General features: G+C 71.7%; 13 protein-coding genes. 6 read left to right on the top strand and 7 right to left on the bottom strand.

The window, feature by feature from the left end; all coding sequences use genetic code 11:
• Window positions 1-104: 104 nt before the first annotated feature.
• Window positions 105-497: a nuclear transport factor 2 family protein gene (locus ACFRCG_RS44370; protein ID WP_380042349.1), complete on the bottom strand. Its 393-nt coding sequence runs from the start codon at window positions 495-497 to the stop codon at window positions 105-107.
• A 119-nt stretch (window positions 498-616) separates the two neighbouring features.
• On the opposite strand from ACFRCG_RS44370, the gene ACFRCG_RS44365 reads away from it, so the two are divergent.
• Window positions 617-1,060: a MarR family winged helix-turn-helix transcriptional regulator gene (locus ACFRCG_RS44365; RefSeq protein WP_380042348.1), complete on the top strand. Its 444-nt coding sequence runs from the start codon at window positions 617-619 to the stop codon at window positions 1,058-1,060.
• Between the two features lie 22 nt (window positions 1,061-1,082).
• On the opposite strand, the gene ACFRCG_RS44360 is transcribed toward ACFRCG_RS44365, so the two are convergent.
• Complete coding sequence (locus ACFRCG_RS44360; RefSeq protein WP_380042347.1) at window positions 1,083-1,601, bottom strand: pyridoxamine 5'-phosphate oxidase family protein; 519 nt, start codon at window positions 1,599-1,601, stop codon at window positions 1,083-1,085.
• Window positions 1,602-2,069: 468 nt separating this feature from the next.
• On the opposite strand from ACFRCG_RS44360, the gene ACFRCG_RS44355 reads away from it, so the two are divergent.
• Window positions 2,070-4,781 (top strand): immune inhibitor A domain-containing protein, encoded by a 2,712-nt coding sequence (locus ACFRCG_RS44355; protein ID WP_380042346.1) that lies wholly within the window; start codon window positions 2,070-2,072, stop codon window positions 4,779-4,781.
• Between the two features lie 155 nt (window positions 4,782-4,936).
• The gene (locus ACFRCG_RS44350) at window positions 4,937-5,782 is read left to right on the top strand and encodes an SAM-dependent methyltransferase (RefSeq protein WP_380042345.1); all 846 of its coding nucleotides are present in this window, start codon (window positions 4,937-4,939) and stop codon (window positions 5,780-5,782) included.
• Between the two features lie 21 nt (window positions 5,783-5,803).
• On the opposite strand, the gene ACFRCG_RS44345 is transcribed toward ACFRCG_RS44350, so the two are convergent.
• Both ACFRCG_RS44345 and ACFRCG_RS44340 read right to left on the bottom strand, forming a co-directional pair.
• Window positions 5,804-7,765 (bottom strand): hypothetical protein, encoded by a 1,962-nt coding sequence (locus ACFRCG_RS44345; RefSeq protein ID WP_380042344.1) that lies wholly within the window; start codon window positions 7,763-7,765, stop codon window positions 5,804-5,806.
• Window positions 7,766-7,870: 105 nt separating this feature from the next.
• A complete protein-coding gene (locus ACFRCG_RS44340; RefSeq protein ID WP_380042343.1) occupies window positions 7,871-9,085 on the bottom strand; it encodes a serine hydrolase domain-containing protein in 1,215 nt (404 codons plus the stop codon).
• 110 nt (window positions 9,086-9,195) lie between these two features.
• On the opposite strand from ACFRCG_RS44340, the gene ACFRCG_RS44335 reads away from it, so the two are divergent.
• The gene (locus tag ACFRCG_RS44335; RefSeq protein WP_380042342.1) at window positions 9,196-10,293 is read left to right on the top strand and encodes a sensor histidine kinase; all 1,098 of its coding nucleotides are present in this window, start codon (window positions 9,196-9,198) and stop codon (window positions 10,291-10,293) included.
• Window positions 10,281-10,928 carry a response regulator gene (locus ACFRCG_RS44330; RefSeq protein ID WP_380042341.1) on the top strand — a complete coding sequence of 216 codons (648 nt, stop codon included), beginning with the start codon at window positions 10,281-10,283 and terminating at the stop codon, window positions 10,926-10,928. Before ACFRCG_RS44335 ends, ACFRCG_RS44330 begins: the two co-directional genes overlap by 13 nt.
• Here the strand turns inward: ACFRCG_RS44330 and ACFRCG_RS44325 are convergent.
• Both ACFRCG_RS44325 and ACFRCG_RS44320 read right to left on the bottom strand, forming a co-directional pair.
• Window positions 10,900-12,483, bottom strand: a complete 1,584-nt coding sequence (locus ACFRCG_RS44325) for a phytoene desaturase family protein (RefSeq protein ID WP_380042340.1) — start codon at window positions 12,481-12,483, stop codon at window positions 10,900-10,902. The genes ACFRCG_RS44330 and ACFRCG_RS44325 overlap by 29 nt on opposite strands.
• Before the next feature lie 208 nt (window positions 12,484-12,691).
• Window positions 12,692-13,294 carry a TetR/AcrR family transcriptional regulator gene (locus tag ACFRCG_RS44320; RefSeq protein ID WP_380042339.1) on the bottom strand — a complete coding sequence of 201 codons (603 nt, stop codon included), beginning with the start codon at window positions 13,292-13,294 and terminating at the stop codon, window positions 12,692-12,694.
• Window positions 13,295-13,407: 113 nt separating this feature from the next.
• Here ACFRCG_RS44320 and ACFRCG_RS44315 point away from each other — a divergent pair, with 113 nt between their 5' ends.
• Complete coding sequence (locus ACFRCG_RS44315; protein ID WP_380042338.1) at window positions 13,408-13,818, top strand: organic hydroperoxide resistance protein; 411 nt, start codon at window positions 13,408-13,410, stop codon at window positions 13,816-13,818.
• Between the two features lie 14 nt (window positions 13,819-13,832).
• Here the strand turns inward: ACFRCG_RS44315 and ACFRCG_RS44310 are convergent, their stop codons facing one another.
• On the bottom strand, window positions 13,833-14,321 hold the full coding sequence (locus ACFRCG_RS44310; RefSeq protein WP_380042337.1) for an Lrp/AsnC family transcriptional regulator: 489 nt from the start codon (window positions 14,319-14,321) through the stop codon (window positions 13,833-13,835).
• Between the last annotated feature and the right edge of the window lie 14 nt (window positions 14,322-14,335).

Below are 14,335 nucleotides of genomic sequence, written 5' to 3'. Positions count from 1 at the left end.
GGGGGTGTTTTTTTTATCCCCCCCCGCTACCCGGGCCCCCCCGGCGCCGCCGGGGGGCCGGGGGGGGGGGGGCGGGGGCGGGACCCGGGTCGGGCCGGCCGGATTCAGCGGGCGCTGCCGAGATTCCGGTCGGCCTCGTCGCCTCGGAGCATGAGGGTGACTTCCTCGATGCGGTGGAAACGACCGTCGGGGGCCAGGTCGGCGAAGACGTAGACCTCTGTGCGTACGGTCGAGCCGTCGTGCTTGGTGATGTCGACCGTGTGCCGGTCGGCGTAGCGGGTCCCCTCGCGCAGTTCGTCGTGGACCTCGACGGAACCGTCGGCCACGATCGTGCGCAAGTGGGCGATGTGCGCGAGGAATTCGGCACGGTCGGCCCACTCCCCATCGGTGCGCTGGCGGTAATCCGGGGCGAAGTGCCGATCGGCGGCCTCGTCGAGCGGGAGGTCGCGGGCGAAGAGCAGGTCGGTGAGGGCTGCGGCGATACCGGTGGGGGCCATGGGAGGTCCCGCCTTTCGGGTGAGCGGAAGGAAAGGAGAGAGATCCGTGCGTGACGCACGCATCTCGTGCCCATACCGTAGCACCATGTGCGTGCGCCGCGCACGCTATCCTTCGTGGTGTGGACAACGAGGTGGGATACGAGATCGCCGACGCGCTGGGCCTGCTGTTGCGGCGCACGACGCGCGAGCGGCTGCACCGGTCGCTGACCGAGGGCATGGGCGAGGGGGTGGACGAGGTGACCTACCCGGTCCTGAGCGCGCTGGCCCGGACGGGGCCGCGCAGCGCGGCCGACCTGGCGCCCGACGTCGGACTCGACCGCTCCGGCGTCACCCGCCGCGCCACCCGCCTGGAGGAGGCCGGACTGGTACGGCGTGAACCGCACCCCACCGACCGGAGGGCGGCGCTGCTCGTGCTCACCGACGCGGGGGAGCGTGCGGTGGTCGAACTGCGCCGCCGACTGGCCGATCACATCACCGCGAGCCTGGACGCCTGGCCGCCGGGTGCGGCACGGGAGTTCGCCGGTTCGTTGCGCCGCTTCGTCGTCGAGGGCCCGTTCGCCTGACCGGGGCCGTCCGGGCGCGACCTCAGACGGCGTCGAAGCGCCACCGGGTCTGGCTGTACGCGCCCTTGCCGAAGCCGAACACGGTGGTCGGCGCCACCCGCAGGACCCGGGCCACATTGCCCCCGCTGCCGTGGAAGGCGCCGTCGCGGACCTCGAACCGCCAGTCGGGGCCGTACTTGCCCGCGTACGCGTCGGCGATGCGGCGCAGGGACGGGTCGTCCGCCAGGGGTACGGCGCGACCCTCGACGACCAGGTCGAGGCCCCGGTCCAGGGCGTTGTCGCCGGTGGTCAGCACGCAGTTCGCATTGGTATGGAGGTTGTGCGCCTTCCGTTCGTCGGCGCCGGTGCAAAAGTGCAGCGCGTTTTCCAGCCAGACCGCCAACAGCGGTGTCACGTGCGGTCGTCCGTCCGGCCGCACCGTGCTCAGCCAGAACACCGGGGCGGTCGCCAGGCGGGTGACCGCCACCGACCACGGCACGGCCTCGGCGTCGGGGTGGCTGTAGCGCGAGTCCAGTCGGGTGCGGGGTTCGGGTTGGGACATCGGACGTCCTCCTGGTTGTCGGTGGTGCGCGGACCCGGCCGGGTCCGGGCGGGATCGCGAGGACCTTTGCGGCCCATCGCAAAGGACTGCCCCGGGTTCGCGAACTCATCGGTGCGCGCGATTTTCCCGGATTCGCGGGCCTTTTCCCGGGGCTGTCGTGGGTCTTGGGTAAAGAGTCCATAAAGAAATCTTTGCCTCCCCTGTCTCTGGTGTCACAGGCGCATCTAGGGTCCGGATGCCCGACGCGAAATCCCGTCTCCGTCGTGACCCGACGGCCGGCGGGAGGTGGGGGTCGGGCTCTGCCGAATCAGCTCGACGTCGTGGGCGCGTAAGGCACCACAGCACCCTGATCGGCGTCGCTTCGCGTCCGGGAGCACCTTCCGGGCGGAAGGGGAGACCATCTTGAGTCGAGCGATACCCGGGCGCGGCGGTACGCCGCCGCGAGGCATACGGCGTTTCCGTGGCCCGGTGACCTTACTGTCGGCTTCCGTGCTCGTGGCCGCGGGCCTTTCCACGGTGACCGGCGCCGCGTCCGTCGCCGCGCCCGTGCGTGTGGACAACACCCGGGCGGTGTGGAACCCCGGACCCGAGGACACCTATCTCAACACCGTCGAAGCCGAGTTCCCCCAGGGCACCGGCGTCGACGGCGAACCGTCCGCCGCGGACAAGGCCCGCAGGGCCAAGGAGGGGCGCGGCAGCAAGGACCGTGAGGGCAATCCTCGCGCGGCGGGGCAACTGCGCCTGCTGGAAGCCGAGTCCCAGCGCACGGGCAAGAGTCCGGAGCAACTGAAGGCCGAGAAGAGCGGCTTGGCGCCGGGTCGGCAACAGAACGCCAAATTGCTGACCGTTCTCGTCGAGTTCAACGAGAACGCCAACGACGACTTCTCCGGGTTCAACCGCCGCGCGAGCGTCCAGGACCCGTCCTGCGTCGTCGAACCACCGGGCACCATCAAGAACGGCCCGCTGCACAACACGATTCCGGACCCGGCACTGGCCGGGAACGACAACAACACGCCGTGGGTCAAGGACTTCAGCCCCGAGCACTTCAACAAGATGCTCTACACCAAGCAGGGCATCACCGAGCGCATGCGCAAGGACCTGACCGGTCCCGACGGCAAGCCGGGCATCGACGTCTCCGGCTACACGATGAAGAACATGTACGAGGAGATGTCGGGCGGCAAGTACACCGTCTCCGGCACCGCCACCCCGTGGATCAAGGTCCCGCACTCCGAGGCGTGGTACGGCGCGGGCGCCTGCGGCAAGCGTGAGCAGGACATGACCGGACACCCGAACAACCCGGGTGGCGCGGCCACGCTCGCGATCGACGCGGTGAACGAACTCGCGCGCAGCCAGCCGAACTTCCCGTGGGCCGACTACGACAAGGAGGACACCGGCGACGCCGACAACGACGGCAACACGCAGGAGCCCGACGGCGTGGTCGACCACCTGGTCCTGGTGCACTCGGGCAAGGACAAGTCCTCCGGCGGCGGCGCCGAGGGCACGTACGCCATCTGGGCGCACTCCAGCGCCGTGGCGGGCGGCTACACCGTCCCCGGACAGAACGTCAAGGTCGCCAACTACATCGTGCAGCCGGAGGACTCCGGCGTGGGCGTGTTCGCCCACGAGTACGGTCACGACCTCGGTCTGCCGGACCTGTACGACAACTTCAGCACTCCCGCGCGCGGTGAGTCCGACGTCAACTTCTGGGACCTGATGGCGAGCGGCTCCCACTCGGGCCCGCTGTTCCAGTCGATGCCCGCCAACATGAGCGCGTGGTCCAAGTACACGCTCGGCTGGCTGACCCCCCAGGTCCTGAAGGTGGGTGACAAACCCACGATCGCCACCCTGGGCCAGGCGGCCAAGACACCCAAGGGCACCCAACAGGCGGTCCGGGTCAACCTGCCCGACAAGGTGTTCCGATTCTCCACGCCGCACAGCGGCACCAAGGCGTGGTATTCGAACAACGACCAGGAGTGGGCGGACGTCAAACTCGTCCGCGACCTCGCGGTCCCGGCCGGGACCGACCTGAAGTTCCAGTGGTGGAGCGACTATTCGCTGGAGGTGGATTGGGACTTCGGCTTCGTCGAGGTCTCCACCGACGGCGGCACCACGTGGAAGCAGCTGGAGGTCCGCGACGAGGCGGGCACGCTCGTGTCCACCCCGTCGAACTACCCGGACCCGAACGGCAACCTGCGACGGTTCGGCAAGAGCACCGGGCTCACCGGCGACAGCAACGGCTGGCGCCACGACCACGTGGACCTGACCGCGTACGCCGGGCAGAACATCAAACTGCGCCTGGGCGTCGACACGGACGCCGCGACGCAGGAGAAGGGTTGGCTCGCCGACGACTTCTCGCTCACCAACGGTGGCACCACCGTGTGGTCGGACGACGTCGAGCAGGGCGACAACGGCTGGACACCCGTGGCGGGTTCGGTCGGCGCGGGCACTCGCGGCGCCGGGTGGATCCGCTCCGACGGCACCTTCAACAAGGAGCAGTACTACCTGCTCGAATGGCGCAACCTGTCCGGCTTCGACCAGGGCCTGAAGTACACCTACACGTTCGGCGAGAACGGCAAGCGCTCCAAGCTCGCCTACAACGCGCCGGGCCTGCTGGTGTGGCTCCGGGACAACGAGTACCCGAACAACGGCGTCCTCAACTACCTCGACCGGAGCCCGTCGTTCGGCGCCAAGGGCGAGTTGTTGCTCGTCGACGCGAACCCCGAGCCGTACCGCTTCCCGCACCTGCCGTCGAACGAGGCGGCCAACGTGGAGGCCCGGGTGCAGTCGGCGAACGCGGCGTTCGGTTTCAAGGACACCGCGGGATTCCAGGCCTGCCTCCGGGCCGGCGACCACTGCGCGAACTTCGCCAAGACGGAGCCGGTGCGGTTCTTCTCCGACGTGTTCGGCTACGCGCCGGGTGTCGAGGCGGGCCCGAACGGATTCGTGGGCAAGGACCGCGACGGTTCCACCGTGGTTCCGGCGCGGGCGCCGTACTCGACCAAGGTGACCAGGCCGGACGGCTCGCCGGACTTCGCGAACTACGGCAAGCCGTTCCACGATTCGGTGACCGGCAACGGCAACCCCGGGTTGGAGAAGGCATACGGCGTGACCGTGTTCCCGATCACCCCGCTGCCGCATGACACGGGCGCCGTCGTCTGGATCGCCCCCGCACGCAAGTAACCGCCGCACCCGCCGCACCCGCACGATGTCGGCCCCCACGACGCAACTCCGCTCGTGGGGGCCGACGTACGTTCGCGTGCAGCCGGTTACCATGCACAACACGGCGTGCCGATGAGGCGGTTGGTTGCCTGTGCGACCGAGGGAAGAGGCGAGGGATGTCGGAAGCGGAGTGGATGTCGCGGGATCGGCGCGAGGAGCCCTGGCCGGCGGTCGATCTGCGGCTGGACGTCCCGCATTCGGCCCGGGTCTACGACTACCTCATCGGTGGGAAGACCAACTTCGAACCGGACCGGGTGGCCGCGAAGGCGTCGGTACAGGCGTGGCCGGCCCTGCCGATTTCGATGCGCACCACCCGCACCTTCATGCAGCGGGCGGTGCGGCACCTCACCGAGCGGTACGGGATACGGCAGTTCCTGGACATCGGCACCGGGATCCCGACCTCGCCGAACGTGCACGAGATCGCGCAGGGCATCGCCCCGGAGACGCGGGTCGCCTACGTCGACAACGACCCGATCGTGCTGACCCACGCTCGGGCGCTGATGTCGAGCACCCCCGAGGGCCGCACCTGCTACGTGGACGCCGACCTGCGCGACATCGACTCGATCATCGACGCCCCGCAGTTGCGCGAGGTGCTGGACCTGTCGAAGCCGGTGGCGCTGTCCCTGGTCGCGATCGTGCACTTCGTGCTCGACGAGGACGACCCCCAGGGCCTGGTGCGGCGTCTGATGGACCAACTCGCCCCGGGCAGCTTCCTGGTGCTGACCGTGTTCACCGGCGACACCGACCCGGTGGGCGTGGGCGGGGTCGGGCGCGAGTACAACGCGCGCGGCATCCCGCTCCAGATCCGGGACCGGAAGGAGACGCTCGCCTTCTTCGACGGCTACGAGTTGCTGGACCCGGGCGTGACGCTCGTGCACCACTGGCGTCCGGACCCGGACGCGCCGGAGATCCGCGACGCGGACATCGCGATGTACGGCGGGGTGGCGGTCAAGACCGCCTGACCGGGCACGGCCGCTTGCTCCTCACGTGGCCGCCGCGGTCGCCGTGGTCAGCAACTCCGGGAGCGTGCCCGGGAAATCGGGGGCGATGCGGCCGGCGATCACCCACGCGTCGACACTGTCGCCGAGGGTGTTCGCCACGTGTGCGGCGATCAGCCGACGGGCCTGGTCGAGTTCTTCGGGGAGCAGGGCCGCGAAGGCGTCGAGGGCGCCGAGCATGCGCAGCGGCGGCCGCGCCGTCTCGACGAACTCACGCATGGTGAGCGTGCCGTCGGCGACCGCGTCGACGTACCAGTTGTCCGCCGCGTCGAGCCACTCGCTGGGCCGGTCCCGCAACGGCTCGCGCAGTGGATGGCCGAGTGCGGCGCGGGCGTGGGCGGGTGAGCGCGGCCCCACGCGCGCGGCCGCCTGCGGGTCCAAGCGGCAGGCGGCCAGGGCGAGTTCGTCCGGGCAACGGGGTTGGGCGGCGAGGTTGGCCAGGACGGCGCCGGGCAACTCGCCCCGCCGGTGGGCGGCGCTCGCCTCCGGCCAGAACGTGTCCGGGACATACCGGGTCGCGATCTCGGGATTGCGGCGCATCGCCGCGAGCAGTGCCGCCGGTCGCCCGGAATCGGCCACCGCGCGGCGCAGCCGGCGCAGACCGTCGAACGCGCGCGTCGTGTCCAGGAAGGTCCGCGCCGTTTCGTGCTCGCCGCCGAGCCGCAGCCTGACCCGTCGGTCGAACAGCGCGACGCGGCCCCGGGTCTCCCACAGGCCGAGCAGGGCGCGCAGCGTGGCCGGGCCGCCGAGGCCATGGGCCCCGTAGTGCTCGAAGGCGGCCCGGATCAGATACGGATGGTGACTGTGGACCGCCTCGGCGCAGTCGTTCGCCAGCCGCGAACTCAGCCAGGCGCGGCGTTCGAGGGGCAGCCGTACGCGTGGCCGCGCGTCGCGACGGGTGGCCCGGTGGATCGCGTAGGCGGCGTCCGGGCCCGGATGCGCCGACAACAACGCCGCGTTGACGTTCGGGTCGTGCAGCGCGAGCAGCCGCTCGACGGTCGGGGCGGTGGGTACGACGTCGTGGACCAGGTCCCAGGTGTGCTCCGGCACCCGCTTCAGCGCGGGCAGTACGACGCGTCCGGCCAACGCCGTCCCGGCGCGGGCGAAGCCGCGCACGACCTCGACGGGCAGCGCGGCGACCACGCGGGCCGCGATCGTGGGATCCACCCGGCCCAGCATCCCGGCCGGCGAGTACGCGCCCCACCGCTTCCACTCACCGACGGCCGGACCGGGCACGACGGCGTCGAACTCGCGACCCATCACGGCCGCGCCCGAGCCCGAGCCGGTGTAGGTGCCGGTCCCGGACGAACCGGACAGCCGCGCGGCGTCGGCGCACAACTGGGGGAACGTCCCCCGATGATCGGGGGCGTGTGCGATCAACCACCCCCACGCCGCGAGGTCGTCACCCGGCAACAACTCGGCCGCCTCGTCGAGCACTCGGTCGATCGCCGCGAGCCGCCGATAGTGCCGGGGACGCACGAAGAACTCCAGGATGCGGATCGCCCACCAGCCGGGCGTCGCCGACAACACGATCCGACGCGGAGTCAACACCCCGCTCACCAACGCGGCTTCGAGCGGTCCGGTGGCCCACTGCGACCGAAGCCGCTCGGGCGGCGCGACGACCAGTTCGAGGGCGACCCGCGGCGGACAGCGGCGATCCGCGAGGAGGATCGTGCGGGCGAACTCCCGGAGGGGTTCGCGGCGATGGGCCTCGATCACCTCGTCCCAGTCGGGCGTCGCGGCGGAGAGCAGACGTACTTCGCGGGCGTCGCCGGCATGCCGCCAAGAGCTTCGCTCGGTGGGCTTGTTCGGTGTCGCGCGGCCGAGTTCCGGGGCGGGATCGGCGCCCGGTCCGGCCAAACCGAGCCGGGCCCGGACCCGCGATGCCAGTTCCGGATCGGCGCATCCCAACAACAGCTCCGCCGTCGCCGGGGTGCGGGCGCCCATCCGATCCCTCCCCGATCCGTGCCGATGCCGAGGTGTCATGATCCCACCCGTCGTCGGGGACCCGCGCCCGGGACCGTAAACTTCGACACCCCGCCGACCGACAGCTCACCGACGCGGCGGGCGGAGCACGTTCCGCACGACCCGGTCGGCGGCGCGTTGTTGGGCGAGGGTTTCGTCGAAGCTCGCGTCGAGCCCGAAGTTCATCGAGACCACCGCACCCCGTCGGCCGTCCTCGGTGAAGCCGGTGGTGACGATGGAGCCCGAGTCGCCGCCGTCGTGTCCCCAATAGCGCTCGTCGCCGGTGTCGGTCAGCGGGCGGGATACCAGGCCGAGGCCGTATTCGGCGCGCGGCCAGAACTTTTGCAGCGCGGCGTCGACGGGACGCGTGCTCTTCATCGCGGCCAGTTCGGCGGGGCGGAGCAGGCGTCCGCCGAGCAGCGCCCGGAAGAAGACGTCGAGATCGCGCGTGGTGGAGACGATGCCGGCCGCCGGATAGGCGGGGATCTGGGAGGTGACGTCCACGAGTTCGCCGTCGAAGCGCTGGTATTGCAGCGCGTGCGGCAGGCGGATGTCGGGCGATGATCCGGGCCAGTAGGTGTGGTCCATGCCCAGCGGGCGGAAGATGCGCCGCTCGAACTCGGCGGCCCACGGTCGCCCGGTGACCCGTTCGATGATCAGCTCGGCGATCAGGTAGCCGGTGTTGGAGTAGGCCCAACCCTCGCCCGGCTCGAAGAGTCGCGGCATGGCGACCGCGTCCTCCACCAACCGCCGGGTGGAGTACTGCCGATAACGCAGCTTCAGGTACTCCGCCTCGGTGTTCCACGACGGGATGGCGTCGGGCAGGCCGGAGGTGTGCTGGAGCACCTGGCGGATCGTGATGTCGCGACCGGCCACCAGCCCCGGCAACCATCGTTCGATCCGGTCGTCGAGCCCCAGGCGGCCCTCGCCGACGAGTTGGAGCACCACGGTCGCGGTGAGGGCCTTGGACGTGCTGGCGATCCGGAACGCGCCGTCGGCGGGGATCTCCCGGCCGGTGCGCACATCGGCGACGCCGACGCGCGCGGAACAGGTGATCCGGCCGGCCGTCGCCCTGGCCTGCACGGCCGGGATGCCCAGGGCCGACACCGCCTCGGCGTCACGCCGCAACCGGCGATGGTCGGGCACGCCGTGGGGCGCGCCGGCGCCGGCCCGCTCGCCGGCGATCGGCGAACAGGGCGGGGCCGCCGCGCCCACGGCGGGCGGCGCGATCAGCACGCCGGCTGTCGTGGCACCCAGGGCCAGGGCCAGGGTCAGCGGAAGGGTACGCAGGTGTTTTCCCATGGCCGGAAAGCTAGCCGGCGCCGGCCCGGCCGCCGATACCACCGGCCGCAGGTGTTTCGGTACAGCGGGCTGTAGTGCGGGGGTGGGCCCCTGTTCGCATACTGACCGTCATGTATGCGGCGAACGCGGTGCGTGCCTGCGCCTACCTGCTCGGCAACACGTTCGCCGCGCTCGGTGGGCTGCTCTTCCTCGCGCACCCGGGGACGGTGGGCGACTGGGCAAACCGTCGGCGATCCGCCGCGCGGCGCCGGCTCGGCGTAGTGAGCGGTTCGGCGCCGACCACGCGCCGGTGGTTGGCGCTCAACGCGGCGACCGGCGTGCCGGCGGGCCTGCTCGCGCTGCTCGTGGTCGGCAACACGATCGTCGGCGTGATCGGGCTGACCGCCTGGTGGGCGTTTCCCCCCGCCGACCGGCCACGATTGTGGGTGGACGTCCCGATCGACGGCTGGGGCGACGCGTTGGCCCTCGGTGTCGTCCAGGTCGTCGGCCTCGGCGCCGTGACGTGCTTCGGGCTGCCGCCGCTCGCCCGCGCCCAGGCCCGGCTGCTCGCGTCGTCGCGGGCGGAGCGGCTGGAGTTGCGCGTGGCCGCGCTCACCCGGACCCGGGCCGACGTACTCGACGCGCACGGCGCCGAACTGCGCCGGATCGAGCGGGATCTGCACGACGGCACGCAGGGTAGGCTCGTCGCGATGACGATCCACCTCGCCCTGGCCCGGCAGGCCGTGCGCGAGGATCCGGACACGGCCGAGGCGCTGATCGAACGGGCGCATACGAGCGCCGAGGCCGCGTTGGCCGAACTGCGCGACGTGATCCGCACGATCTACCCGCCGATCCTCGCCGACCGGGGCCTGTCCGGGGCGTTGACGGCGGTCGTGGCACGGTCGGGGGTGCCCGCCCGGCTCGATGTGGGCGAACTGGGCGACATACCCGCCGCCGTCGAGACGGTCGCCTACTTCACCGTCGTCGAGGCGCTGACCAACGCGACCAAGCACAGCGGAGCCTCCGTCGCCACCGTGACGCTCGACCGCGAGGCCGACCGCCTGCGGATCCGGGTCACCGACGACGGCACGGGCGGCGCCGACGAGGCGCGGGGCACCGGACTCGCCGGAATACGTCGACGGGCGATGGCGCTCGACGGCGAGGTGACGGTGGACAGCCCGGCGGGCGGCCCCACCTCGATCACGGTGGGGTTGCCGTGCGGTTGGTGATCGCCGAGGACAACGTGCTGCTCGCGGAGGGGTTGCAACTCATCCTCGCCCGACACGGATTCGAGGTCGCCCGCGTCGTCGACACGGCCGACGACCTGCTCGCGGCGGTGGCGGAGGAGGAACCGCGGGCGGCCATCGTCGACGTACGCCTGCCGCCGTCGTACCGTGACGAGGGTTTGCAGGCGGCGATCGAAGTGCGCCGTCGCCGGCCGGACTTCCCCATCCTGGTGTTGTCGCAGTACATCGAGCAGACCTACGCGACCGAACTGCTGTCCACCGGCCACCACGGCGTCGGCTACCTGCTCAAGGACCGGGTCGGCCGGGTCGCGGAGTTCGTCGAGGCGCTGCGCAAGGTCGCGGCCGGCGGCCTGGCGCTGGACGCCGAGGTGATCGCGCAGGTCGTGCGCCGCCGGGACGATCCGCTGACCGTGCTGACCACCCGCGAGCGCGAAGTCCTCGGCCTGATGGCCCAGGGCCTCGACAACACGACCATGGCCGCCCGCATGCGGGTGACGGACAACGCGGTGCACAAGCACATCGGCAACATCTTCGCCAAGCTCGGCCTGGCCGCCGGCGACGCCGGACACCGTCGCGTCCTCGCCGTGCTCACCTACCTGGACGCGTCGCCCCGCTGACGCCGGCGCCGCGGACCGGCCCGCGCAGTACCGCCATCGCCGCGTTGTGGCCGGGGACGCCGCTCACCCCGCCGCCGCGCCGGGCGCCGGCGCCGCACAGCAGGATGCGCTCGTGGGCCGTCTCGACGCCCCACGTCCCCGATGGTTCGCCGGCGGGCGTGTACGGCCAGGACAGGTCGCGGTGGAAGATGTGCCCGGCGGGCAGCCCGAGTTCGTCCGCCAGGTCGAGCGGCGTGTGCACCTCGAGGCACGGGTCGCCGTTCGCGTCGCGCAGCAGACAGTCCTCGATCGGCTCGGCGAGCACGTCGTCGACGGAGCCGAGCATCGCGCGCAGCGCCTTCGCCCGAGCGCCGTCGTGGTCGTCGGCGAACAGGCGCGCGGGCATGTGCAGGCCGAACAGCGTCAGCGTATGCACCCCGGCGGCCCGGGGCCCCGGACCCAGGATCGAGGGGTCGGTGAGGGTGTGGCAGTACATCTCGCCGGGCGGCAACGTCGGCATCCGCCCGGCCGCGGCCTGCTCGTACGCGTCGGCGATGTGGGCATAACCCTCGTTGACGTGGAAGGTGCCCGCGAACGCCCGGCGCGGGTCCGCGCGCGGATCACGCAGGCGCGGCAGCCGGGCCAGCACCATGTTGACCTTGAGCTGCGACCCCTCCGGCGCGGGGCCGGCGGCCGGCTCGCCCAGCAGCCGGCCCAGCGTCTGTGGCGCGACGGCGGCCAACACGTGTGCGCCCCCCACGCGATACTCCGTGTCGCCGACCGTGTAGTACACCTCGCCGTCGGGATTCACGGCGGTCACCGTCGCGCCCGTGCGCAGGTGTGCGCCCGCCGTCCGAGCCGCGTCGGCCAGGCTCGCGGTGACCGCGCCCATGCCGCCCACCGGGACGTCCCAGTCGCCCGTACCGCCGCCGATCACGTGGTAGAGGAAACACCGGTTCTGCCGCAGCGCGGGGTCGTGCATCGACGCGAACGTGCCGATCAGCGCGTCGGTGGCGAGCACGCCCCGTACCGTGTCGTCGGCGAACTCCGCCTCGATCAGACCCGACAGGGGTTGTGCGAACACCGCGTCCCAGATCCGCTCGTCGTCCACGAGGCGGCGGAACTCGGCCTCGGAGCGCAGCGGTTCGGTGAGGGTGGGGAACACGCGCCGGGCCAGCCGGCCCGTGGCCGCGCCGAACCGCTCCCACGCGTCGGCGTCGGGTGCGCCCGCGAACCGGGTCAGTTCGGCCCGGGTGCCCGCCCGGTCCTCGGTGTCGACGAGCAGGCCGTCGGCGCCGCGCGGGGTGTACGACCCGATCCGCCGACGCCGCGTCACCAGGGGCAGTCGCAGGTCCTCGACGATCTTTCGGGGCAGCAGGCCGACCAGGTACGAGTAGCGCGACAACCGCACGTCGACCCCGGGGAACGGCCGCGCCGACACCGCCGCGCCGCCGACCTCGTCGAGCCGTTCCAGCACCACGACCGAGCGCCCCGCCCGCGCCAGGTAGGCGGCGGCGACCAGGCCGTTGTGGCCGCCGCCGACCACGACGACGTCGAATCTCCCACCGTCACGCACCACATCCGCCTCCGAAATCACCGATCTCGCACCGCACGGCCGCGCCACCCACAGGCAGCGTAGGTGTGTTCACCCGGGAGTGGGCCCGACACACCCGGCGCGCGATCGCGAGTGATGTGGGCGCAACTCCCGCGCGCGCGGGGCAGTCGAAGATCCGGACGGGCCACCGCTCGTCGAGAACCCACGAAGAGCATGGGAGCCGGGCCGGCTATCGCGTCGGGTCGTCGGGGGCGCCCAGGACCCGGTCGAGCGCGTCTCGGGCGATGCGGCGCATGGCGTCGGCGTCGTCCAGGTGGCAGCCGACCGCCAGGCCGTCGCGCACCAGCATGAGGATGTCGGCGGTGGCCCGGGGGCGGGCGTCGCCGGCCGCGGTCAGCAGGTCGGTCAGCATCGTCCGGAACCAGGTCCGGTGGTCCTGGATCGCGCCGCGGACCGGATGCGCGAGATCCGGGAATTCGGCGGCGGCGTTGACGAACGCGCACCCCCGGAAGCCGGGTTGGCGGCCGATCTCGACGATCAGGTCGAACAGCCGCACCAGGACCTCGCGCGGCGGCAGGTCGGCGGAGTCGGCGAGGAAGTCGTCGACGGCCCGGCGCTGCGCCTCGAACTGCTCCGTCAGATAGGCGTGGACGAGCGTGTCCTTGGCCGGGAAGTGGTGGTAGAAGGTCGCCTTCGCGACGGCCGCCTCGGCGATGATCCGGTCCACTCCCACGGCATGCACGCCCTCCGCGTAGAAGAGCGCGCTCGCGGTGTCGAGCACGCGGCGGCGGGCCGGGCTCTCGCGGGGTCGATCGGGGGTCGTCGTGGGCATGCCTTGACTTTACCAGACAGGTCTGTCTACCGTCGGATCCGTCGACCGACCAGACAGATCTGTCTGCCACTACGCGGATCTGTCTGCCATCACCTGGAGAAGGCGGGACCACCATGAGCCTGTACACCGCGATCGCGACCTCGGCCGGACGTGACGCCCGGGCGGTCAGCTCCGACGGGCAACTCGACGTCAAGCTGGGCATACAGCGCGAACTCGGCGGCGACGGGATCGGCACCAACCCCGAGCAACTGTTCGCGGCCGGCTACTCGGCCTGCTTCGCCAGCGCCATGCAGCTGGTCGCCAAGCGCCAGGGCGTGGACGCGGCCGACGCCTCGGTCACGGCCGAGGTCGACCTGAACCCGAACGGCGACGGCGGCTTCGGGCTGGGCGTGACGCTGCGCGTGGAACTGCCCGAGCACCTGTCCGCCGAGCAGGGTCGCGCCCTGATCGAGGCCACCCACCAGGTCTGCCCGTACTCCAACGCCACTCGGGGCAACATCCCGGTCGAACTCGTCGTCGAGTAGCAGGTCCCGCGGGGTCAGTCCGCCGCGCGCTCCCCGTCCCGGTCGTCGCCGGGCGGGGTGGGGCGGGCGGGGCCGCGATAGGTCAGCGTCTGGCTGTAGACGATGTTCGTGGTGGTGCTGCCGAACTGCGCGAGGCGGTCGATGATCGCCTCCAGGTGCGGCATCGACGTGGCCGCCACCTTGAGCGTGTAGCAGTCCTCGCCCGTGGTGCGCAGACACTCCAGGATCTCCCGCCGCTCCTCCAGCAGGCGGTGCAGCGGGCCGTGCCGACTTCCGGGGTACTTCAGGCGCACCACGGCCAGCACGGCGAAGCCCGTCCGGGCGAGGTCGACCTCCGCCCGGTAGCCGGTGATCACGCCGACCGCCTCCAGACGCCTGACCCGCTCCGTGGTCGCGGACGCGCTCAGACTGACCCGACGCCCGAGTTCGGTCAGCGGGATACGACCGTCGCGTTGCAGCTCGCTCAGGATGGCCCAGTCGGTGGCGTCGAGATCCTCGGTCATTCGGCCAGACTACC

The sequence above is a fragment of the Embleya sp. NPDC056575 genome (assembly GCF_042793325.1).
Classification (GTDB): Bacteria; Actinomycetota; Actinomycetes; order Streptomycetales; family Streptomycetaceae; genus Embleya.
Note: the sequence above shows the minus strand (reverse complement) of the source record. Positions and strands in the feature narration are given on the sequence as shown.

Excerpts from the sequence above, each read along its gene's own strand:
- ACFRCG_RS44340 (WP_380042343.1), bottom strand. The coding sequence starts at position 9,085 with ATGGGAAAACACCTGCGTACCCTTCCGCTGACCCTGGCCCTGGCCCTG.
- ACFRCG_RS44320 (WP_380042339.1), bottom strand. The coding sequence starts at position 13,294 with ATGCCCACGACGACCCCCGATCGACCCCGCGAGAGCCCGGCCCGCCGC.
- ACFRCG_RS44350 (WP_380042345.1), top strand. The coding sequence starts at position 4,937 with ATGTCGGAAGCGGAGTGGATGTCGCGGGATCGGCGCGAGGAGCCCTGG.
- ACFRCG_RS44335 (WP_380042342.1), top strand. The coding sequence starts at position 9,196 with ATGTATGCGGCGAACGCGGTGCGTGCCTGCGCCTACCTGCTCGGCAAC.
- ACFRCG_RS44315 (WP_380042338.1), top strand. The coding sequence starts at position 13,408 with ATGAGCCTGTACACCGCGATCGCGACCTCGGCCGGACGTGACGCCCGG.
- ACFRCG_RS44345 (WP_380042344.1), bottom strand. The coding sequence starts at position 7,765 with ATGGGCGCCCGCACCCCGGCGACGGCGGAGCTGTTGTTGGGATGCGCC.
- ACFRCG_RS44370 (WP_380042349.1), bottom strand. The coding sequence starts at position 497 with ATGGCCCCCACCGGTATCGCCGCAGCCCTCACCGACCTGCTCTTCGCC.
- ACFRCG_RS44310 (WP_380042337.1), bottom strand. The coding sequence starts at position 14,321 with ATGACCGAGGATCTCGACGCCACCGACTGGGCCATCCTGAGCGAGCTG.
- ACFRCG_RS44360 (WP_380042347.1), bottom strand. The coding sequence starts at position 1,601 with ATGTCCCAACCCGAACCCCGCACCCGACTGGACTCGCGCTACAGCCAC.